The organism is Lipingzhangella rawalii, assembly GCF_031628175.1.
GTDB lineage: Bacteria > Actinomycetota > Actinomycetes > Streptosporangiales > Streptosporangiaceae > Lipingzhangella_A > Lipingzhangella_A rawalii.
Genome location: NZ_JAVLVT010000003.1, coordinates 557,709 through 576,278, shown reverse-complemented (window position 1 = coordinate 576,278; position 18,570 = coordinate 557,709). Strand labels below are relative to the sequence as shown.

Sequence of the window (18,570 nt, the reverse complement as noted above, 5' to 3'; positions counted from 1 at the left end):
GCCACCCAGCTTAACGGCGCTCCCCGCATCGGCTGAGCAACTGCGAACCCGACACCATCCAGACGAGCCCCGCGATGCGTCGGGAGCCCGCGATCCCCCGGTGGGCAGCCACCAGTTGTCCCGGTGTGTCCCGTTCCCCTGGATGGTGGGTGGCGCGCACGAAGGCCCGGACCGGCTCCCACCGCGGCTCACCCCACCGGATCCCGGAAGGCGTACCAGGCCATGGCCATCCGGTGCGCCTGTCCGGCAGTGAACTCCGACATGCAGGCGTCGTCGGAATAGTTCATGAAGTTGTGCACCGGGTCGGTTCCCCACCGGTGAGGGCAGGTGTTGCGGCCCTCGGGGCAGCCTGTGGCCTGGATCCGTTCGTATGGGGTGTCGGCGACGTAGTCGCCCGGATACGCACACCCGTTCTGGAAGGTGTGGAACAGGCCGAGCCAGTGCCCCACCTCGTGGGTCGCGGTGTGCCCCAGGTCGAAGTTGGTGTGCGCACCGCCGGGGACGCTGCGATGGTCGATGACCACACCGTCGTTGTACGGACGCTCGGCGTAATCCTGGGGAAACGTCGACCGGCCGAGCACACCGGCACCCAGGCGGGTGGAGTAAATGTTCAGCACCTCCGGTCCACCGACGCGCAGCTCGCGTTTCACCTCCCGTTCGTTGGCCGCGAACCTGTGGAACCAGGCATCGTCCGTGGTGCGGGTCACCTCTCGCAGCGAGAACCGGAACCCGGTGTCGAATCCGCCGTAGGCGCCGGAGAAGGCATCGTTGAGCACCGTCACCTGTTCCTGGACCGTGTCGCGGCTGAGCTCCCCGGTGCCATCGGTGTCGGCCACGACGTGCAGTACCACCGGAATCGTGCGGGCTCCATGCTGCTCCGGGATGCGCTCCGGGGCGGCCTGGCGGAGCTGGCGATCGAGCTCGGCGGCCTCCTCCTGGCTTAGTGCGTGCGGATCGCGGTACGTCTGATCCTCCGCGGGCTCGGGCGGATCGGCCAGTCGCGCCGCCCCGCCCGGCGAACACGCGTCCTGCCACACCCCGGTCGCGCCGACCAGCCCCGATCCCCCCACAGGCGAGAGCGAAGGTGCCATAGCCGGCAGCGGGGGTGCATCCCTCGCGGGGAAGGCCACGGTCACCATCAACGCCAGCAGAACCACAGCCACCACCACCGCCCCCACCCAGGTGGCTGCGGCTGCGCCTCGTTCCAGGAACGACCCAACCATAGAACCGAAACGTATTCGGAAAGACACGAAGAGCGATATCACCGACAGCCCGGATGGGAAAGTGTTTACCGGACACCGCCACGAAATCGGGACACGCCCGACCTCGGGACGCGCACGCCCCACGGTGGAAGCCGGGCTGCTCCCGCCCAGACATCCGGATCAGGTCCGCACCAGAATCCGGGGCAGGCGGGGCCGTGCCCCCGCGCGGGGGCACGGCCCCGCGGCCACTACCTACGGCCGGTCGCCCACCCGCGCAGGGTGGAGATGCGGGCACGCACCTCCGCCACACTCGCCTGTGCGATCGGCGGCCCACCGCACACACGTCGCAGCTCGGCGTGGATCACCCCGTGCGGCTGGCCGGTGCGGTGGTGCCAAGCCCCCACGAGCTGGTTCAGTTCCTTACGAAGCTCCGCGAGAACCTCGTGCTCCGGGCGATCCTCAGCATCCTGCCGCCCTCGGGCGTCGTTCCGACGTGCCTGGCGGGCCTGCTGTGCCTGTTCGGCCTTGCGCCTGCGTAGCAGCTCGGCCACCTGGTCCGGCTCCAGCAGCCCGGGGAGGCCCAGGAAATCCTCCTCTTCGGGGGAGTCCGGGCTGCCCCCACCGAACTCGCCACCGTCGTAGAGCGCCCGGTCGAACTCCGCAGATGCCTCCATCGTCTCGAACGGCAGCTCGTCCCCGGCATCGTGTGTGTCCCGGCGTTTGCGTTCCTGGTCCAGCAGATCCTCTTCGGGATCCATCCCGTCCGCACGCGGGGGGCGATCCAGTACATGGTCACGTTCGCGTTCCATCTCCCCCGCGTACTCCAACAGCGTCGGCACCGACGGCAGAAACACCGAGGCGACCTCGCCGCGGCGCCGACTGCGCACAAACCGTCCCACGGCCTGGGCGAAGAACAGGGCCGTACTGGTGGAGGTGGCGTACACCCCCACCATGAGGCGCGGCACGTCCACGCCCTCGGAGACCATCCGAACCGCGACCATCCAGCGGTCCGTGGAATCCGCGAACTTCTGGATCTTCTTGCTGGCGGTGGGGTCGTCAGACAGAACCACCGTGGCCCCCTGCCCGGTGATCTGCCGCAGCAGGCGCGCGTAGGCACGGGCGTGCTCGTGATCCGTGGCGATCACCAGGCCCCCGGCGTCCGGAGAACTGTTGCGCAACTCGGTGAGACGGCGGTCGGCGGCCGCCAGTACCCGCTTGATCCAGTCGCCCTTCGGATCGAGGGCCGCGCGCCACGCCTGCGCCAGGGCATCCTGGGTTAGCGGCTCCCCCAGCCGCGCCTCCAGCTCGTCGCCGGCCCGGGTGCGCCAGCGCATCTCCCCCGAATAGGCCATGAAGATCACGGGCCGCACAACCCCATCGGCCAGGGCCGGAGTGTAGCCGTAGCTGTAGTCCCAGGCGCAGCGCCGGAGGCCGTGCGCGTCCTGGACGTAGTCCACGAACGGGATGGGGTTCACATCCGACCGGAAGGGTGTTCCGGTCAGGGCAAGCCGACGCGCCGCCGGGTCGAAGGCCTCCCGAACAGCCTCCCCCCAGGACAGGGCGTCCCCGGCGTGGTGGATCTCGTCGAAGATCACCAGCGTGCGACGCGCCTCGGTTCGGTTGCGGTGCAGCATCGGGTGCGCCGCAACCTGTGCGTAGGTGACCGCAGCTCCCAGATACTGACGCCCCAGAGCCCCCTGGCCATTGCGGAAGTCCGGGTCCAGGGGAATACCGAAGCGTGCCGCGGCCTGCGCCCACTGCTTCTTCAGGTGCTCGGTCGGGGTGACCACAGTGATCGAACGCACCGCCCCGCGGGCCAGGAGCTCGCTGGCCACGGTCAACGCGAAGGTGGTCTTGCCCGCGCCCGGAGTCGCCACTGCGAGAAAGTCCCGCGGGTCGCGACGAAGGTACTCCGCGACGGCCTCGCGCTGCCATCGGCGCAGGCCCTCAAGGCGTGCCTCGGTCGAGGACTCGGTTACCGTCATGGTGTCTGTCTGGTCGAGGGTCTCGGGGTACGCACGAGCACGAGGGTATCCGCCCCGGTCGACACACCGGGGCCCGGTCCACCCACGCTCCGGCGTGTCGTCGGACACCCGACCATCCGGGGCCCGTCATGTGCACCGGCTACTCCTGCTGGGCCTCCTCGCCCTCACCGGCCGGTTCCTGGCCACCATCCAGAGGCTCGTCCACGCCGACGATGTCGTCCTCATCGCCGTCACCGTAGGGAAGGTCCCCGCCCTCGCCCGGTTGCCCTCCGCCACCCTCGGCGTCCCCAACCGTCACGTCGTTGAACGGAAGATAGGGGTCAACCCAGGGGAAGGCATGGAACCACAACCCGTAGGCAGCAGCACCGAGAAGCCCCAGAAAGAGGACGAACTTGACGAAACCGGGACCGGGCAGCATCCGCCACACCAATCCGTACACTGCGATCGCCCCCTTCCTCAGTCGACCATCGATTCGATGGACGCCGGCACACCGTCGGACTTGTCGTGTTCCTCGGCCAGCTCAGCGTGCACGATCAACCGTTCGGCGTTGCTGAACTTCGGATGGCAGGTGGTCAGTGTGACCAGGGCCCGGTCCGGCTCGGCACCGGGGTCATCGGGGTTGGCCTCGACCACGTCCGTCTGGTCGGGCATAACCACGTGGTTCTGGGTCACCTCGTAGGTGTAGAAGCTGTCCTCGTCCTCAAGCACGATCTCGTCGCCCGAAGCGAGCTGGTCTAGGTCCCAGAACACCGCCGGGACCCGGTGCCCCGCCACCGCGTAGTTGCCCTCTTCCCCGGGATCGGCGCTTCCCGGATAGTGGCCGGGTCCGTACTCGATGTCGGCCTGGGAGACGCCCTCGACCACAACCCAGTCCTGGTCGAGGCTGGGAACGTACATCCGGCTGTGTGCCTCACCGGGCAGCGCTTCGGCTTCGGTGGTGTCTGCCTCCCCACCGTCGCCCGATCCCTCCTCGAAAGCCTGGACGAGCTGCTCCTGCTCGCGGTTCGTCTCCAGCTGCTTACCGTAGATCTGGTAAGCAGCGAAGAACAGCATCACCACCCCTGCGGTGATGAGCAGTTCCCCGAACAGACGCACCGTCCCCCGAATGACATCCCCGACGGTCACACTGCGCTGTGGCGGGCGTCGGCGGGCACCACGGCGGCGACGGCCGCGCGGCTCGGTCATGGCAACCATCTGATCCGATCCGTTCCTACATGTCGGACACATTCGCAACACGGCTGGAGGATCCGGTGCTGGGTCACGACATGGCTATGACTGGGCTGAACCTCGGGTTGGTACCGTCACTGCGCACCGGCACGGCCACGCCGCGGGGGGCGCCGGAAGCGCAAGGACTGCCCATCGGAGCGTACCGGGACAGGGGCGACATGGGCAGCCGCGGGTCGCGGGATCAGGGCGAACCAGACACTGGGGCGTTACTGGGAGTCGCCGCCGCCGGTCATCTCGTCCTTGATGCGCTGGCACTCCGGGCACACGGGAAAGCGCTTGGGATCCCGGCTGGGCACCCACACCTTGCCACACAACGCGATCACCGGATCGCCGGTCACCGCGCTCTCGGTGATCTTGTCCTTGGCCACGTAGTGCGCAAAGCGCTCCCGGTCGCCGTCGTCGTGTGAGGTCTCCGGCCGTGTCTCGCTCTCCGGAACGACCTTGTTCAGAATCTCGGTGACCATCTGCTCCTACCTCCTCGGTGCGTCATCCAACCTATCGTCTCCGAGGGTGTCCTGGCGCTCGTGCTGAGCGGCGGAACGGACCGCTGCGGCGACGGACTGGGCGACGTCCGAATGGAACACACTGGGAATAACGTAGTGCGGCCCCAGCTCCTCGTCGGACACCGTGTCGGCCAGTGCCCGCGCCGCGGCGAGCATCATCCCCGAGTCCACCGAACGGCTCTGCGCGTCCAGGAGTCCACGGAAGACCCCGGGGAACACCAACACGTTGTTGATCTGGTTCGGATAGTCGCTACGTCCCGTGGCCACCACCGAGGCGTGCAGATGGGCGACCTCCGGGTCGACCTCCGGATCCGGGTTGGCCAGGGCGAAGATGACCGCGTCCGAGGCCATCTCGGCCACGTCGGGACCGGTGAGTACATTCGGTGCGGAGACTCCGATGAACACGTCCGCACCGGCGACGGCCCCACGCAGGTCTCCGGAGTAGCCATCCGGGTTCGTGTGCTCGGCGATCCAGGCGAGGTTCTCATCCAGGTCGTCGCGCCCGGAGTGCACCGCCCCGGAGATGTCACACACGACAACGTTCTTCGCTCCGGCGTGCAGCAGCAGCTTGAGGATCGCGGTCCCCGCGGCTCCGGCGCCCGACATGGCGATACGCACGTGCTCCAGCTGCTTGCCCACCACCCGCAGGGCGTTGCGTAGCGCCGCCAGCACCACGATGGCCGTGCCGTGCTGGTCATCGTGAAAGACCGGAATGTCCAGTGACTCCCGCAGTCGGGACTCGACCTCGAAACAGCGCGGGGCGGAGATGTCCTCCAGGTTCACCCCGCCGAATCCCGGGGCGATCATCTCCACGGCCCGCACGATCTCGTCGGTGTCCTGGGTGTCGAGCGCGATCGGCCAGGCGTCGATATCGGCGAACCGTTTGAACAGGGCCGCCTTGCCCTCCATCACGGGCATGGCCGCCTCGGGGCCGATGTTGCCCAACCCCAGGACGGCACTGCCGTCGGTGACAACCGCGACGCTGTTGCGTTTGATGGTGAGTCGACGGGCGTCCTCAGGGTTGGCGGCGATCGCCTGGGACACCCGCGCCACGCCCGGGGTGTAGGCCATGGACAGCTCGTCCCGGTTCCGCAGCGGCACCTTGGAGCTGACTTCGATCTTCCCGCCGAGGTGCAGGAGGAAGGTGCGGTCACTGACCTTGTGGACTACAACCCCGCGGATCGAGCCGAGGGAATCCACGATCGACTTGGCGTGATCTGTGTCCCGTGCCGCGCAGGTCACGTCGATCCGGATCCGGTCGTGCTCGGACGAGCGTACGTCCAGGGCGGTGACGATACCGCCAACGCGTTCGACCGCGCTGGTCAGACTGCTGACCGCACTACCGTGCCCGTCCAGTTCCAGCCGGACGGTAATCGAGTAGGAAACACTCGGAAGCGTGGCCACGTATGCTCCTCATCCCTGCCGTGACCGGAACCGGCAGCATGTGGCCCAGCCGGTACCGGCCTGCTCAACCGTCGAGGAGCGAAGCCCCACACTTGCCCCGCGTTCCTCGACAGCTACCGGCCCGTTGCCGGCACAAACTCCACGAGCGTGCTGACCTCAGAACAAGGCCGAGGTCAGGGCACGGCGTGCCTGGTTCACTCGTGGATCGCCCGACCCCAGCACCTCGAAGAGGTCGAGCAGATGGCGCCGGGCGGCGTCCCGATCCTCGTCCCGGGTACGGCGCACCGTGCCGATCAGGCGGTCAAAGGCGTCCTGCACCTTGCCGCCCGCCATGTCGACGTCGGCCACACGGCACTGGGCAGCCACGTCGTCGGGGTTGCGTGCCGCGGCCTCACGGACCTCGGTGAGGTCGAGGTCACGCACGCGGGCCAACAGGCGTACTCGGGCCAGGCCGACACGGGCGTCCTCGTCGTTGGAGTCGGCCTCCAGCGCCGCGCGATACGCCTGCTCCGCACCGTCGTAGTCGCCAGCCTGGAGGGCCTGCTCGGCGGCGGCATGGTTGGGGTCCTGGCTGGAGGGGGAGGCCTGCGGCTCGTCGGCCTCCTCCGGACCCACACCCGTGTACCCCTCGGGAATGACCCCCTGCTGGCGCAGCCCCTCGAAGACCTGCACCAGCCACTGGCGCAGCTGGTCCTTGGTCGCCTCCCCGGACGGGCCGGGGACGACCTGCCCCTGGATCACCATCGCCACCATCGGAGCGCCCGGCGCCCCGAGCGCCTGGACCAACTGTGGTGAGGCATCCGAGTCCACCTTGGCCAACAGCCACTGCCCCCCCGCTGCTCGGGCGAGGGAGTCCAGGGCCGTCTCCACCTGCTTGGCCTGTTCGGACCAGGTCGCGAGAATCGCCAGTACCACGGGCACCTGGGTCGAACGTTGCAGGACCTCGTTCTGGAAGTTCTGCTCGTTGACGTCGATGGCGTAGGGGTTGGCGTTCCCGGAGTCGGCCTCCGCTTTCCGCTTGGCCTCCCGATCGAGGGAGGCCTTCCTGGCTCCGAGGTCGACCGCGCCGCTCGTGGAGAAGTCCGCTGGCTGCATGCCTCTATCCTGCCGCATTCTGGCGGGGCGCGCCAAAGCAGGGACTCTACGATTCCGGCGTTAGAACTGCGGCACCTCGGTGTAGTCCCCGAACACGGTGCCCATCGCGTGACAGATCTCGCCCAGGGTGGCCTCGGCACGCACTGCTTCCATCATGGGGGGAATGAGGTTGGGCCCGCTCGTGTCCGCCGCGGCGGCGGTCAGAGCCGCCAACGCGGAGTCGACCGCGCCGGCGTCCCGCGTGGCCCGGCGCTCGGCGAGGGCGCTGCGCGCCTCCTGTTCGACCTCGTGACTGACCCGGAGAATCTCCAGCTCACCGGATACCGTCTCGGTGTGGCAGTTCAGCCCGACGACCCGCTTCTCGTCCTTCTCCAGGGCGGTCTGGTACCGGAACGCCGACTCCGCGATCTCGGAGCTGAACCAGCCGCTGTCGATCCCGGCGAGAATCCCAGAGGTCACCGGGCCGATTGCGTGACTGGCTGCGGTTCCCCCACCCATCTCGATGATCCTGGCGAAGATCCGCTCCGCCTCGGCCTCCATCCGGTCGGTGAGTGCCTCCAGGTACCAGGACCCGCCCAGGGGGTCGGCCACGTTGGTCACACCGGTCTCCTCGCGCAGGACCTGCTGGGTACGCAGCGCGATCTCGGCCGCCTGTTCGGTGGGCAGGGCGAGAGTCTCGTCCAAGGCGTTGGTGTGCAGGGAGTTGGTGCCGCCCAGAACAGCGGACAGCGCCTCCACGGCGGTGCGGACCACGTTGTTGTAGGGCTGCTGAGCGGTCAGGGACACCCCGGCTGTCTGGGTGTGGAACCGGAGCCACTGGGCGCGTTCACTGGTGGCTCCGAAGTGGTCACGCATCCACCGGGCCCAGATCCTGCGGGCCGCGCGGAACTTGGCGATCTCCTCGAAGAAGTCCAGATGGGCGTCGAAGAAGAAGGACAGCCCCGGGGCGAACTGGTTCACGTCCAGACCGCGGGACAGGCCCAGCTCCACGTATCCGAAACCGTCGGCAAGGGTGAATGCCAGTTCCTGGGCGGCGGTGGCCCCGGCCTCACGAATGTGGTACCCGGAGACGGACAGGGGTTTGAAGGCCGGAATCTGCTCCGAGCAGTAGGACATGAGGTCGCCGATCAGGCGGAGGTGGGGCTCGGGTGGATAGAGCCACTCCTTCTGGGCGATGTACTCCTTGAAGATGTCGGTCTGGAGGGTGCCGTTGAGGGTGGTGATGTCCACCCCCTGGCGTTCGGCCGCCACGAGGTACATGCAGAACATCGGAACCGCGGGACCACTGATGGTCATGGACGTGGTGATGTCCCCAAGCGGAATCCCGTCGAAGAGCGTGGACATGTCGGATACGGAGTCCACAGCGACACCGCAGTGGCCAACCTCGCCCAAGGAGTGGGGATCGTCGGAATCCCGCCCCATCAACGTGGGCATGTCGAAGGCCACGGACAGCCCGTCTCCCCCCGAGGCGAGGATCATCTTGTAGCGCTCGTTGGTCTGGCGCGCGTTCCCGAAACCGGCGAACTGTCGAATGGTCCAGGGGCGTCCACGGTAGCCGGTGGGGTACAAGCCCCGGGTGAACGGGAACTCGCCCGGCCATCCGATGCGCTCGAACCCCGGAACCTGGGCATCCGGCGGTGGCCCGTACACCGGATCCACTTCGACCCCGGACAGGGTCGTGAAGTCCGCGTCGCGCTTGCGGGCAGCCTCGTACCGCTGCTGCCATCGCTGCCGGCCCGCCTCGATGTCCGCTGCGAAGTCCATGTCCATACTCAGATAATAGGACGTCCAACTAGTTTTGGGTAGGGGCGTGACCGTGGTCCGCCCCGAGGTGGGACGACCTCAGTCGCGCGCCGGCGCCCCGGAGGAAGACTCGTCGTCGGGGTCGGGCACGAAATCGCCGAAACTTACCCGGAGCCGCCGAAACAGCGAGTGGATCTCCCCCAGCTCCGCATCGGAGTAGCAGTCCAGACCGAAATCGATGGCCAACAGGTCACGGGTGGCATCCTCCACCACCTCCCGCCCGTCCTCCGTGATTTCGGCCAGGACGCCCCGACCGTCCCGCGGATTGCGCAGACGACGGACCAACCCCTGCTTCTCCAGCCGGTCGATCGTGTTGGTGACGCTGGTCGGATGGACCATCAGCCGCTCCCCGATCTTGCCCAGGGGCAGTGTCCCGCTGGAGGAGAAGGTCAACAGCACGAGGGCTTCGTATCGGGCGAAGGTCAGGTCGTAGGGCTTCAGCGTCGCATCGAGCTGACCGATCAGGAGCTGCTGCGCCCGCATGATGGAGGTGACTGCCGCCATCGCCGGCGAGTGACCCCAGCGGTCGCTCCAACTCTCGTGTGCCCGTTCGATCGGATCGAACGGAAGATTTAGGGCGTTTCCCACGGCCTCACTGTATCCAGCTTCGAGACGTCTCCGCAGCCAGAACCTGTCAAGATGCACGGCTGGCCGATCTCGGCCAATTTGGGCAATTGATCTCGGAAAAACTATTAGTTAAGTTTCCTAAAAATTATTTGAGCTGGTCAGGACCGCACTCCCCCCGCTCGCTTGACCCCCATCCCCTACGACCTACATCCCCAGGTAGGAGGGATCATGCGAAGAGTCCCGCTCCAGCGCTGGGCCTACGGCGCCACCGGTGCCCTACTGGCCCTGGCCCTGGCTCCGCTGACAGCCCCTACCGACCCCGCAGCCGCGGACTCCGCGGACGTGACGGTCGTCTATACCCAGGGCGCCACCTGGGACACCGGCTACAGCGCCGACTTCACCATCCACAACAACGACGACAGCCCCCTGTCCGACTGGACCCTGGAGTTCGCGCTCCCCGAGGGTGCGAGCGTGGGCAGCCTGTGGAACGCCCAACTGTCCGGCCCCGACGGGCCGGACGACACCTACACGGTCACACCCCCCTCGTGGGGAGGGGACGTCCCCGCGGACGGCTCCTACACCATCGGCTTCAACGGCCAGTACGACGGCGGGGAAACCGACCCGACCCACTGCGCCATCAACAGCCTGCCCTGTGACGGCGACAACGGCGACGTCGATCCCCCATCGACGCCCGATAACGTCACCGTGACCGACACCACCAGCACCAGCATCTCCCTGGCCTGGGACGCCTCCTCGACCGAACTCGACATCGCCACCTACGAGGTACTACTCGACGGCGAGGTCGTCCGTTCTGTGGACGGAGACACCACCAACGCCACAGTCGCCGACCTCGACCCCGAGACCTCCTACACCTTCACCGTGCGCGCGGTGGACATCGCGGGAAACACCTCCGCAGCGAGTGACCCGGTCACGGCCGAGACCGACGAGTCCAACGGCACGGACCCCGGTCCCGACCCCGAGCACGACGAGCTACGCGTCGGCTACTTCACCCAGTGGGGAATCTACGACCGCGACTACCTGGTACGCGACATGCACACCAGCGGAACCGCCGAGGACCTCACCCACGTCAACTACGCCTTCGCCAACATCAACGAGGACGGCCAGTGCTTCCAGGCCAACCAACTCGGTGAGGGCGACGCCTGGGCGGACTACGGGCGCTCCTTCGACGCCAGTGAGAGCGTGGACGGCGAGGCCGACACCTGGGACCAGGACCTACGCGGCAACTTCAACCAGCTCCGCAAGCTCAAGGAGATGCACCCCGACCTACGGGTGAACCTCTCCATCGGCGGCTGGACCTGGTCCGAGCACATCTCCGACGCCGCGCTGACCCCGGAGTCGCGGGAACAGATGGCGGCCTCGTGCATCGACATGTTCCTACGCGGAAACCTGCCGTCCTTCGACGGCGCCGGCGGCCAGGGTGCCGCGGCCGGAGTGTTCGACGGCATCGACCTGGACTGGGAGTGGCCGGGCTCCGAGGGGCATCCACACAACACCGTGCGTCCCGAAGACAAGGAGAACTTCACCGCCCTGGTCCAGGAGTTCCGGGACCAACTCGACGACCTCGAGGACGAGAAGGGCCAGACCTACGACCTGACCGCGTTCGTCCCGGCCGACCCGGAGAAGGTCGAAGCCGGATACGAGGTCCCGCAGCTGATGGAGGACTTCGACTTCATCACCGTGCAGGGCTACGACTACAAGGGCGCCTGGGAGGCAGAGGGCCCCACGAACCACCAGTCCAACATCGTCGAGACCCCCGGCGATCCCGGACCGGAGATCTTCAGCAGTGAGATCGCCATCCAGGAGTACCTCGACCGTGGGGCCGACCCCGAAGACCTCGTCATGGGGGTCCCCTTCTACGGCCGCGGCTGGCAGGGCGTGGACCCCGGGCCGGACGGCGACGGACTGTTCCAGCCGGCCACCGGCCCCGCTCCCGGCGAATACGAGGACGGAATCAACGACTGGAAGCTGCTCACCGAATACCTCGACCAGGGAGACTACGAGCTCTACCGCGACGAGGAGCGCGGAGTTGCCTGGATCTACAACGGTGATGAGTGGTGGACCTACGACGACCCGGTCGCCATGGAACAGAAGGTCGACTGGGTGAACGAACAGGAGCTCGGCGGAGTCATGATCTGGTCCCTCGACGGCGATGACGCCGACGGGACCCTGATGTCCACGATCGACCAGACCCTGACCTCCGGCTAAGCCCCCCGACGGGGTGGTGGGCCCGGTGCGGCGGGCCCACCACCCACCCCTCCCGTCAGTAAGGAGACATGAAGCGAACATGTCTGTACACCCCTCCCCGATCCGGCGCGGCGCCGCGGCGATGAGCAGTGTGCTACTCCTCGCCCCGATGTCCGTGCTTCTCGGCGGCCCGGCCGCGGCGGACACCTCGGCACCGGACACCACCAGCACCGCCAACACTGCGAACTCGGCCCAGGCCCCGCTGGAGGTCACCCATACCGAACGGGCGCGCTGGCCCTCCGGCTACCAGGCGGGCATCACCATCGCCAATCCGGGCACCGAGGACGTGGGCAGCTGGACCCTGGAGATCGAGCTCCCCGATGACGCCAGCATTCACCAACTGTGGAACGCCTCCGTGACGGAAACCTCCGACAACACCTACGAGATCACTCCCCCGCACTGGGGCGGGTCGGTCCCGGCCGGAGGCGAGTACAGCTTCGGATACAACGGCGCCTTCAGCGACGGTGACACCGAGCTTGTTTCCTGCACGATCAACGGCCTGCCGTGCAGCGGGACGGAACCCGATCCCGAATACCGCCAGGTGGGCTACTTCACCCAATGGGGTGCCGAGGACGAGGGCTACCTGGTCCGCGACCTCGTGGAGACGGGACAGGCCGAACAGCTCACCCACCTCAACTACGCCTTCGTCAACCTCGACGAGGACGGACGGTGCTTCGCCACCGACGCCGAGGGTGAGGGCGAGGCCTACTCCGATTACGGGCGCACGTACACAGCTGAGGAAAGCGTCGACGGTGTGGCCGACGACCCGGACGCCGACCTCCGCGGGAACTTCAACCAGCTGCGCAAACTCAAGGAGATGTACCCCGAGCTGGAGGTCCACCTGGCGATCGGCGGCTGGGAATGGTCCACCTACTTCTCCAACGCCGCCCTTCCCGAAAATCGGGAGGCCTCGGTTGAGTCCTGCATCGACATGTACCTTCGCGGGAATCTCCCCGAGCTGAACGACGCCGGTGGCGACGGTGCCGCCGCCGGACTCTTCGACGGTATCGACCTCGACTGGGAGTGGCCGGGAAGCCCGGGCGCACCCGGCAACGTCGTGCGTGAGGAGGACCGGGAGAACTTCACCGCACTCGTGCAGGAGTACCGCGATCAGCTCGACGACCTCGAAGACGAGACCGGAAACTCCTACGGCCTCTCGGCGTTCGTGCCCGCCAACGAGCAGGCGATCGACGCCGGATACGAGCTCGACCAGCTCATGGACAACTTCGACTTCATCAACACCCAGGGCTACGACCTGTACGGTGCCTGGTCCCCGACCACCGGCCACCAGGGCAACCTGCACCCGGCCGAGAACGACCCGCTGGACAGTCCGCGCGGTGCGGCCACCGTCGTGCAGGAGTACCTGGACCGCGGCGTCGAGCCCGAGGACATCGTGATGGGGGTTCCCTTCTACGGCCGCGGCTGGCAGGGCGTCGACCCCGGCCCGAACGGCGACGGACTGTGGCAGGACCACGAGGGCGCGGCCCCCGGCGAACGGGAGGACGGCTACAACGACTTCCACGTGCTCGAGGACCTGGCCTCCTCCGGGCAGTTCGAACTGTACCGGGACGAGGAAGCCGGAACCGCCTGGATCTACGACGGCGACCAGCTCTGGAACTACGACGACGCGATCGCGATCGCCCAGAAGGCCGCCTGGGTCCGGGACGCCGGGCTGAGTGGGGCCATGGTCTGGTCCCTGGACGGCGACAACGCTGACGGAGCCCTGATGACCGCCCTACACGAGGAACTGAACGGGCACTGACCGCCACCGCGGTTCCTGTTCGCCCGCGCGGACGCGTCGCACCCGGAGTACCCCCACGCCCTCCGGGTGCGACGTCCGTTTCGGTCAGCCGGGGATGTTGCCCCAGGAGGATGCGCCGATCCCCGGACCGCGGAGGAGGTTCAGCTGAGCTCGGCAAGCAGGGTGTCGGCGGCGGTGTAGGGATCGGTGCCACCGGTGGCGACCTGGTCGGCGAGCTTGTCCAGCATCGCCTGACGCTGGGCACCATCCCACAGTGCGCCCAGGCGCGTCCGCAGTCCCGCCAGTGCGATGGCCTCGATTTCCTCGCGGGCCCGCTGCCGACGCCGTCGGTGCAGCATCCCGGAATCCCGTAGGTACCGCTCGTGCTCCGTGATCCGATCCACGAGCTCGTCCACACCCTCGCCGCGTGCCGCGACCAGACTGACGATCCGCGGTTTCCAGTCCTGCTCCTCGCGGCTGCCCTGGCTCACCATCTGCCGCAGTTCCCGGATCGTGGCGTGCGCCCCCTCACGGTCGGCCTTGTTGACCACCAACAGGTCAGCCACTTCCAGCACACCGGCCTTGGCGGCCTGCACCCCGTCGCCCATTCCCGGGGCGCTGAGCACGAGGGTCGTGTCGGCGTGCCGGGCGATCTCCACCTCGGCCTGCCCCACCCCCACGGTTTCCACGAGGATCACGTCGAAACCGGCAGCGTCCAACACCCGCAACGCGTGCGGAGCGGCCCAGGACAGCCCGCCTAGGTGCCCCCGGCTGGCCATGGAGCGAATGTAGACCTGCCGGTCCCCGGCGTGCTCCTGCATCCGGATCCGATCCCCGAGCAGGGCCCCTCCCGAGAAGGGAGAGGACGGGTCCACGGCCAGCACGGCGACACTGTGTCCCTGAGCGCGCAGGGCCCGGGTCAACGCGTCCGTCGTGGTCGACTTACCCACCCCGGGGGCGCCGGTCAGACCGACCACGCGCGCCCGCCCGGTGCGGGACGCCAATGCGGACATAATGCCCGGCAGGTCGGGGTCGGCGTTCTCGACCCGACTAATGGCGCGGGCGAGGGCCCGCCGGTCCCCGGCGACCAGCCGGCCCACCAGCTCGGTAGCAGTGCTGTGCTCCGTCACGTGGCTCAGTACCCTCCCCGCGCTCCGTCGATCTGTGCGCGCAGAATATCCAGCTGGCCTACGTGCCGTGCCTGCCTCCCGGACAGGCCCGCCGCCCGGTAGCTGACCACGGCCCGGTGCAGGCCGAGGAGGGTCTCCAGGGTCTCTCGTTCCCCACCGGTGGTTCGGTCGAGCACCGCCGTGTCAACGGTTGCCACTGTCGCGACCGCGTGGGCGGCCTGGTCAGGCACCGGGAACCTCCAGTAGCAGGGCGTCGCCCTGCCCGCCACCCCCGCACAGGGCGGCCGCTCCGGTTCCCCCACCCCGACGGCGCAGCTCGTAGGCCAGGTGGAGTGCAAGCCGCGCCCCGGAGGCCCCGATCGGATGCCCGAGCGCGATCGCCCCGCCGTCCACGTTGACGATGTCGTCTTCGGCCGGGGTGATTCCGAGGTCGCGCATCGACTGCACACACACGCTGGCGAAAGCCTCGTTGATCTCGATCAGGTCGAGGTCCGCGACGCTGCGACCGGCCTTGCCCAGGGCGTGGGTGATCGCAGCGGAGGGCTGGGACTGGAGCGAGTTGTCGGGACCGGCCACATTGCCGTGCGCGCCGATCTCGGCGAGTACGTCGCAGCCCAGGCGCTCGGCCGCCGCCCGGCTCATCACGACCACGGCGCAGGCGCCGTCGGAGATCTGCGAAGCCGACCCGGGAGTAATGGTGCCCTCGGGGTCGAAGGCGGGGCGCAGCCGCCCAAGGGACTCAGCGGTGGTGTCTCCGCGGACGCCTTCGTCGGTGTCGAACACGCGGGGCTCGCCCTTACGCTGCGGGATCTCCACACTGACGATCTCCTCGGCGAAACGCCCCTCCTTGATAGCCGCGGCGGCCCGCTGATGCGACCGTGCCGCCAGGGCATCCTGCTCCTCCCGGTTGATACCGAGCCGCGTGTTGTGCCGCTCGGTGGCCGCACCCATCGACTCGCCATCGAACGGATCGGTGAGCCCGTCGTAGGCGGTGGCGTCCAGCATCTCCACCGAGCCGTACTTGTAGCCGTGTCGGGACTTGGGCAGCAGGTGTGGGGCGTTCGTCATCGACTCCATGCCGCCCGCAACGACAACCTCCACCTCACCCGCGCCGATGAGCTGGTCGGCAAGTGCGATCGCGTCCAGTCCGGACAGGCACACCTTGTTGATGGTCAACGCGGGGACCGTCATGGGGATCCCCGCCCGGACCGCGGCCTGACGGGCCGGAATCTGGCCCTGGCCCGCCTGGAGCACCTGCCCCATGATCACGTAATCGACGCTTGCTCCGGGCACACCCGACCGCTCCAGGGCGGCCCCGATCGCTCGCGCACCGAGATCGACCGCCCCGAAGTCCCCGAGGGAACCGAGCAGACGGCCGATGGGGGTACGGGCGCCACTGACGATCACAGAACCAGGCATCGACTACCGCCTCCGTATGCTCCACGCGAATCCTGGACCTGTCACGATACATACTGAACGCATTCGTATCCGATGGGAGGTCCGCACTGTGTCCCCGTCCCCGTCCCCATCCCCATCCCAGCCCCCCGCCCCGACCGGCATCACCCGCATCGACCATGTGGGGATCGCCTGCCGCGACCTCGACGCGAGCATCGAGTTCTACCAGCGGGTGCACGGGCTGACCGTGGAACACGAAGAGGTCAACGAGGAGCAGGGAGTCCGCGAGGTCATGCTGCGGACCAACGGCACCGACGACGGGAACGCGAGCTACCTCCAACTGTTGGAGCCCACCCACAGCGACTCCCCGGTGGCGAAGTTCCTCGACAAGTACGGTGAAGGCGTCCACCATGTCGCCTTCGGAACCGGGAACGTGGACACTGCGGCGCACGCGGCCGCGGGCAACGGGATCCGGGTGTTGGGCTCCGAGCCTCGCCCGGGAACTGCCGGTTCGCGTATTGTGTTCCTGCATCCGCGGGACTGTGGCGGGGTACTGACCGAGCTCGTACAGGCTCCGGAGGACACGACGGGCGACCGTAACCACTGAGCTAGGGACGTAACCCACAACGTGACCCACACGGTGGCGGGCGAAACTTCAGGATCTTCGCAGAAGGCGCTTCCACCGGCCCGTTACCTTGATAAGCTCGAATAGTCCGTTGGCGGGCCCGTCCTGACCCCGAACGTGGTGCAGGAGTACCGCTCCGGCTGCCCTGGAGCTGCTCGGGAACCGCATCCCCCACTCTCTCGTCGTTTGCGTGTACCCAACGCGAACCGAACATCGATATTCAAGCCGTCTCGTCACCCGTTCAGGATTCCGTCACATGAAGTCCGATCTTGACACTCAGCTAGACAACTTCCTGTCCCCTGAGGAAGAGAACGCAGCCCCCAAAGAGTTCGACGTGGTCCTGCGCGGCTTTGACCGTGGCCAGGTAACCAAGCACATCAACGAACTCGACACCCGGCTCCAACAGGCCGAGGAGGAAAAGCAGCGGGTCGAGGCCAAGCTGTCCGAACTCCAACACCAGCTCGACGAGCAGGAGAAGCCCACCTACTCCGGGCTTGGCGCGCGGATCGAGCAGCTGTTGCGCCTGGCCGAGGAACAGGCCCAGGAGCTGGTCCAAGAGGCTCAGACCAAGGCCAACGAGATCGAGACGGCCTCCAAGGCGGCGGCCGCCGAGATGCGGGCCAACGCTGAGAACGAGGCCAACGAGATGCGCACCCTGGCTCAGCGCGAAGCCGAGGAGATGCGTAGCACCGCCGAGGCCGAGGCGGAGGAGATCCGCACCAACGCCCAGCGGGAGGCCGACGACCTCACCTCCACGACCGAACGTGAGGTTGCCAAGAAGCGTTCCGCGGTCGATCACGAGCTCGCCGAGAAGCGGGCCGTGGCCGAGGCCGAGATCTCCAAACTGCGCACCACCACCGAACGTGAGTGTGCGCAGATGAAGGCCAACACCAAGCAGGAGCGGGACCGCACCCTTCAGGCCGCCAAGCACCAGGCCGAGGAGATGCGTGAGCAGGCCCAGCGCATTCTCACCGAGAGTGAGGCCAAGCGTGATCAGGCCGAGGCGGACTTCGAGATCCAGCTGACCGCCAAGCGTGAGGAGGCCGACCGGGAAGCGGCCGAACGGCTGGCCGCCTCCCAGGCCGCCACGCAGAAGATGGTCGCCGAGGCCGAGGAGCGCGCGGCCGCGGCGGACCAGCGCGCCACCAAGATGAACAACGAGGCCGAGGACCGGCGCCGCAAGGCGGAGAAGCACGCCGAGCAGGTGGTCTCGCAGGCCAAGAAGGAAGCCGAGAAGCAGCGCTCCGAGGCTAAGGAAAAGGCCGACCGGATGATCCAGGAGGCCAAGGAGGAGGCCGAGCGCGTCACGAACGCGGCCAAGGCCGAGGTCTCCAAGCTGGAGGAGCAGGCACAGGCCCTGGAGTCGCACAAGGCCCAGATGGCACGGATCCTCGGTATCGACGTCAGTGCCATGCCGGCGGCGCCGCAACCGTCCTCGGTGGAGTCAACTCCGGAGCCCGCCGCCATCGAGAACCAGGACGACGGCACCGAGTCCTCGGCAGCGGCCGAGGGGAGTCAGGGAGGCCAGCAGCGCGGCAGCACAACCGCGACCAAGGAAAAGGGCGACGAGGAGGACTTCCTCTGGGAGGAGTAGCCTCCCGTGCCCCAGACGTGAGCCGGGGCCGGTC

General features: G+C 67.8%; 16 protein-coding genes. 4 read left to right on the top strand and 12 right to left on the bottom strand.

Features of this window, described 5'->3' with window-relative positions; genetic code table 11:
- Positions 1 to 188: 188 nt before the first annotated feature.
- The 9 genes from RIF23_RS09340 to RIF23_RS09300 form a co-directional block, all read right to left on the bottom strand.
- Entirely contained in the window at positions 189 to 1,223 is a 1,035-nt protein-coding gene (locus tag RIF23_RS09340; RefSeq protein ID WP_310912008.1) for a zinc metalloprotease, read from the bottom strand.
- A gap of 227 nt (positions 1,224 to 1,450) precedes the next feature.
- Positions 1,451 to 3,187 (bottom strand): DEAD/DEAH box helicase, encoded by a 1,737-nt coding sequence (locus RIF23_RS09335; protein WP_310912007.1) that lies wholly within the window; start codon positions 3,185 to 3,187, stop codon positions 1,451 to 1,453.
- A gap of 139 nt (positions 3,188 to 3,326) precedes the next feature.
- The gene (locus RIF23_RS09330; protein WP_310912006.1) at positions 3,327 to 3,605 is read right to left on the bottom strand and encodes a hypothetical protein; all 279 of its coding nucleotides are present in this window, start codon (positions 3,603 to 3,605) and stop codon (positions 3,327 to 3,329) included.
- A gap of 38 nt (positions 3,606 to 3,643) precedes the next feature.
- Positions 3,644 to 4,372 carry a class E sortase gene (locus RIF23_RS09325; protein ID WP_310912005.1) on the bottom strand — a complete coding sequence of 243 codons (729 nt, stop codon included), beginning with the start codon at positions 4,370 to 4,372 and terminating at the stop codon, positions 3,644 to 3,646.
- 248 nt (positions 4,373 to 4,620) lie between these two features.
- On the bottom strand, positions 4,621 to 4,878 hold the full coding sequence (locus tag RIF23_RS09320) for a DUF3039 domain-containing protein (protein WP_310912004.1): 258 nt from the start codon (positions 4,876 to 4,878) through the stop codon (positions 4,621 to 4,623).
- 6 nt (positions 4,879 to 4,884) lie between these two features.
- Positions 4,885 to 6,321 (bottom strand): NAD-dependent malic enzyme, encoded by a 1,437-nt coding sequence (locus RIF23_RS09315; RefSeq protein ID WP_310912003.1) that lies wholly within the window; start codon positions 6,319 to 6,321, stop codon positions 4,885 to 4,887.
- Between the two features lie 156 nt (positions 6,322 to 6,477).
- The gene (locus RIF23_RS09310) at positions 6,478 to 7,416 is read right to left on the bottom strand and encodes a tetratricopeptide repeat protein (RefSeq protein WP_310912002.1); all 939 of its coding nucleotides are present in this window, start codon (positions 7,414 to 7,416) and stop codon (positions 6,478 to 6,480) included.
- Between the two features lie 60 nt (positions 7,417 to 7,476).
- The gene (locus tag RIF23_RS09305; RefSeq protein WP_310912001.1) at positions 7,477 to 9,180 is read right to left on the bottom strand and encodes an acyl-CoA mutase large subunit family protein; all 1,704 of its coding nucleotides are present in this window, start codon (positions 9,178 to 9,180) and stop codon (positions 7,477 to 7,479) included.
- 78 nt (positions 9,181 to 9,258) lie between these two features.
- Positions 9,259 to 9,807: a MarR family winged helix-turn-helix transcriptional regulator gene (locus RIF23_RS09300; RefSeq protein WP_310912000.1), complete on the bottom strand. Its 549-nt coding sequence runs from the start codon at positions 9,805 to 9,807 to the stop codon at positions 9,259 to 9,261.
- A 207-nt stretch (positions 9,808 to 10,014) separates the two neighbouring features.
- Here RIF23_RS09300 and RIF23_RS09295 point away from each other — a divergent pair, with 207 nt between their 5' ends.
- Entirely contained in the window at positions 10,015 to 12,012 is a 1,998-nt protein-coding gene (locus RIF23_RS09295; protein ID WP_310911999.1) for a glycosyl hydrolase family 18 protein, read from the top strand.
- Positions 12,013 to 12,091: 79 nt separating this feature from the next.
- Positions 12,092 to 13,813: a glycosyl hydrolase family 18 protein gene (locus tag RIF23_RS09290; RefSeq protein WP_310911998.1), complete on the top strand. Its 1,722-nt coding sequence runs from the start codon at positions 12,092 to 12,094 to the stop codon at positions 13,811 to 13,813.
- Between the two features lie 140 nt (positions 13,814 to 13,953).
- On the opposite strand, the gene meaB is transcribed toward RIF23_RS09290, so the two are convergent.
- Genes meaB through RIF23_RS09275 form a run of 3 tightly spaced genes read right to left on the bottom strand, consistent with a single transcriptional unit; the run spans position 13,954 to position 16,341 of the window.
- Positions 13,954 to 14,922, bottom strand: a complete 969-nt coding sequence (meaB, locus tag RIF23_RS09285; protein ID WP_310911997.1) for a methylmalonyl Co-A mutase-associated GTPase MeaB — start codon at positions 14,920 to 14,922, stop codon at positions 13,954 to 13,956.
- Between the two features lie 5 nt (positions 14,923 to 14,927).
- A complete protein-coding gene (locus RIF23_RS09280; RefSeq protein WP_310911996.1) occupies positions 14,928 to 15,152 on the bottom strand; it encodes a hypothetical protein in 225 nt (74 codons plus the stop codon).
- Positions 15,145 to 16,341 (bottom strand): acetyl-CoA C-acetyltransferase, encoded by a 1,197-nt coding sequence (locus tag RIF23_RS09275; protein ID WP_310911995.1) that lies wholly within the window; start codon positions 16,339 to 16,341, stop codon positions 15,145 to 15,147. Before RIF23_RS09275 ends, RIF23_RS09280 begins: the two co-directional genes overlap by 8 nt.
- A gap of 88 nt (positions 16,342 to 16,429) precedes the next feature.
- Between RIF23_RS09275 and mce the strand changes: the two genes are divergently transcribed.
- Together mce and RIF23_RS09265 are read left to right on the top strand one after the other, a co-directional pair.
- Positions 16,430 to 16,924 (top strand): methylmalonyl-CoA epimerase, encoded by a 495-nt coding sequence (mce, locus tag RIF23_RS09270; RefSeq protein ID WP_310911994.1) that lies wholly within the window; start codon positions 16,430 to 16,432, stop codon positions 16,922 to 16,924.
- 274 nt (positions 16,925 to 17,198) lie between these two features.
- Positions 17,199 to 18,536 carry a DivIVA domain-containing protein gene (locus tag RIF23_RS09265; protein WP_310911993.1) on the top strand — a complete coding sequence of 446 codons (1,338 nt, stop codon included), beginning with the start codon at positions 17,199 to 17,201 and terminating at the stop codon, positions 18,534 to 18,536.
- Positions 18,537 to 18,570 lie beyond the last annotated feature (34 nt).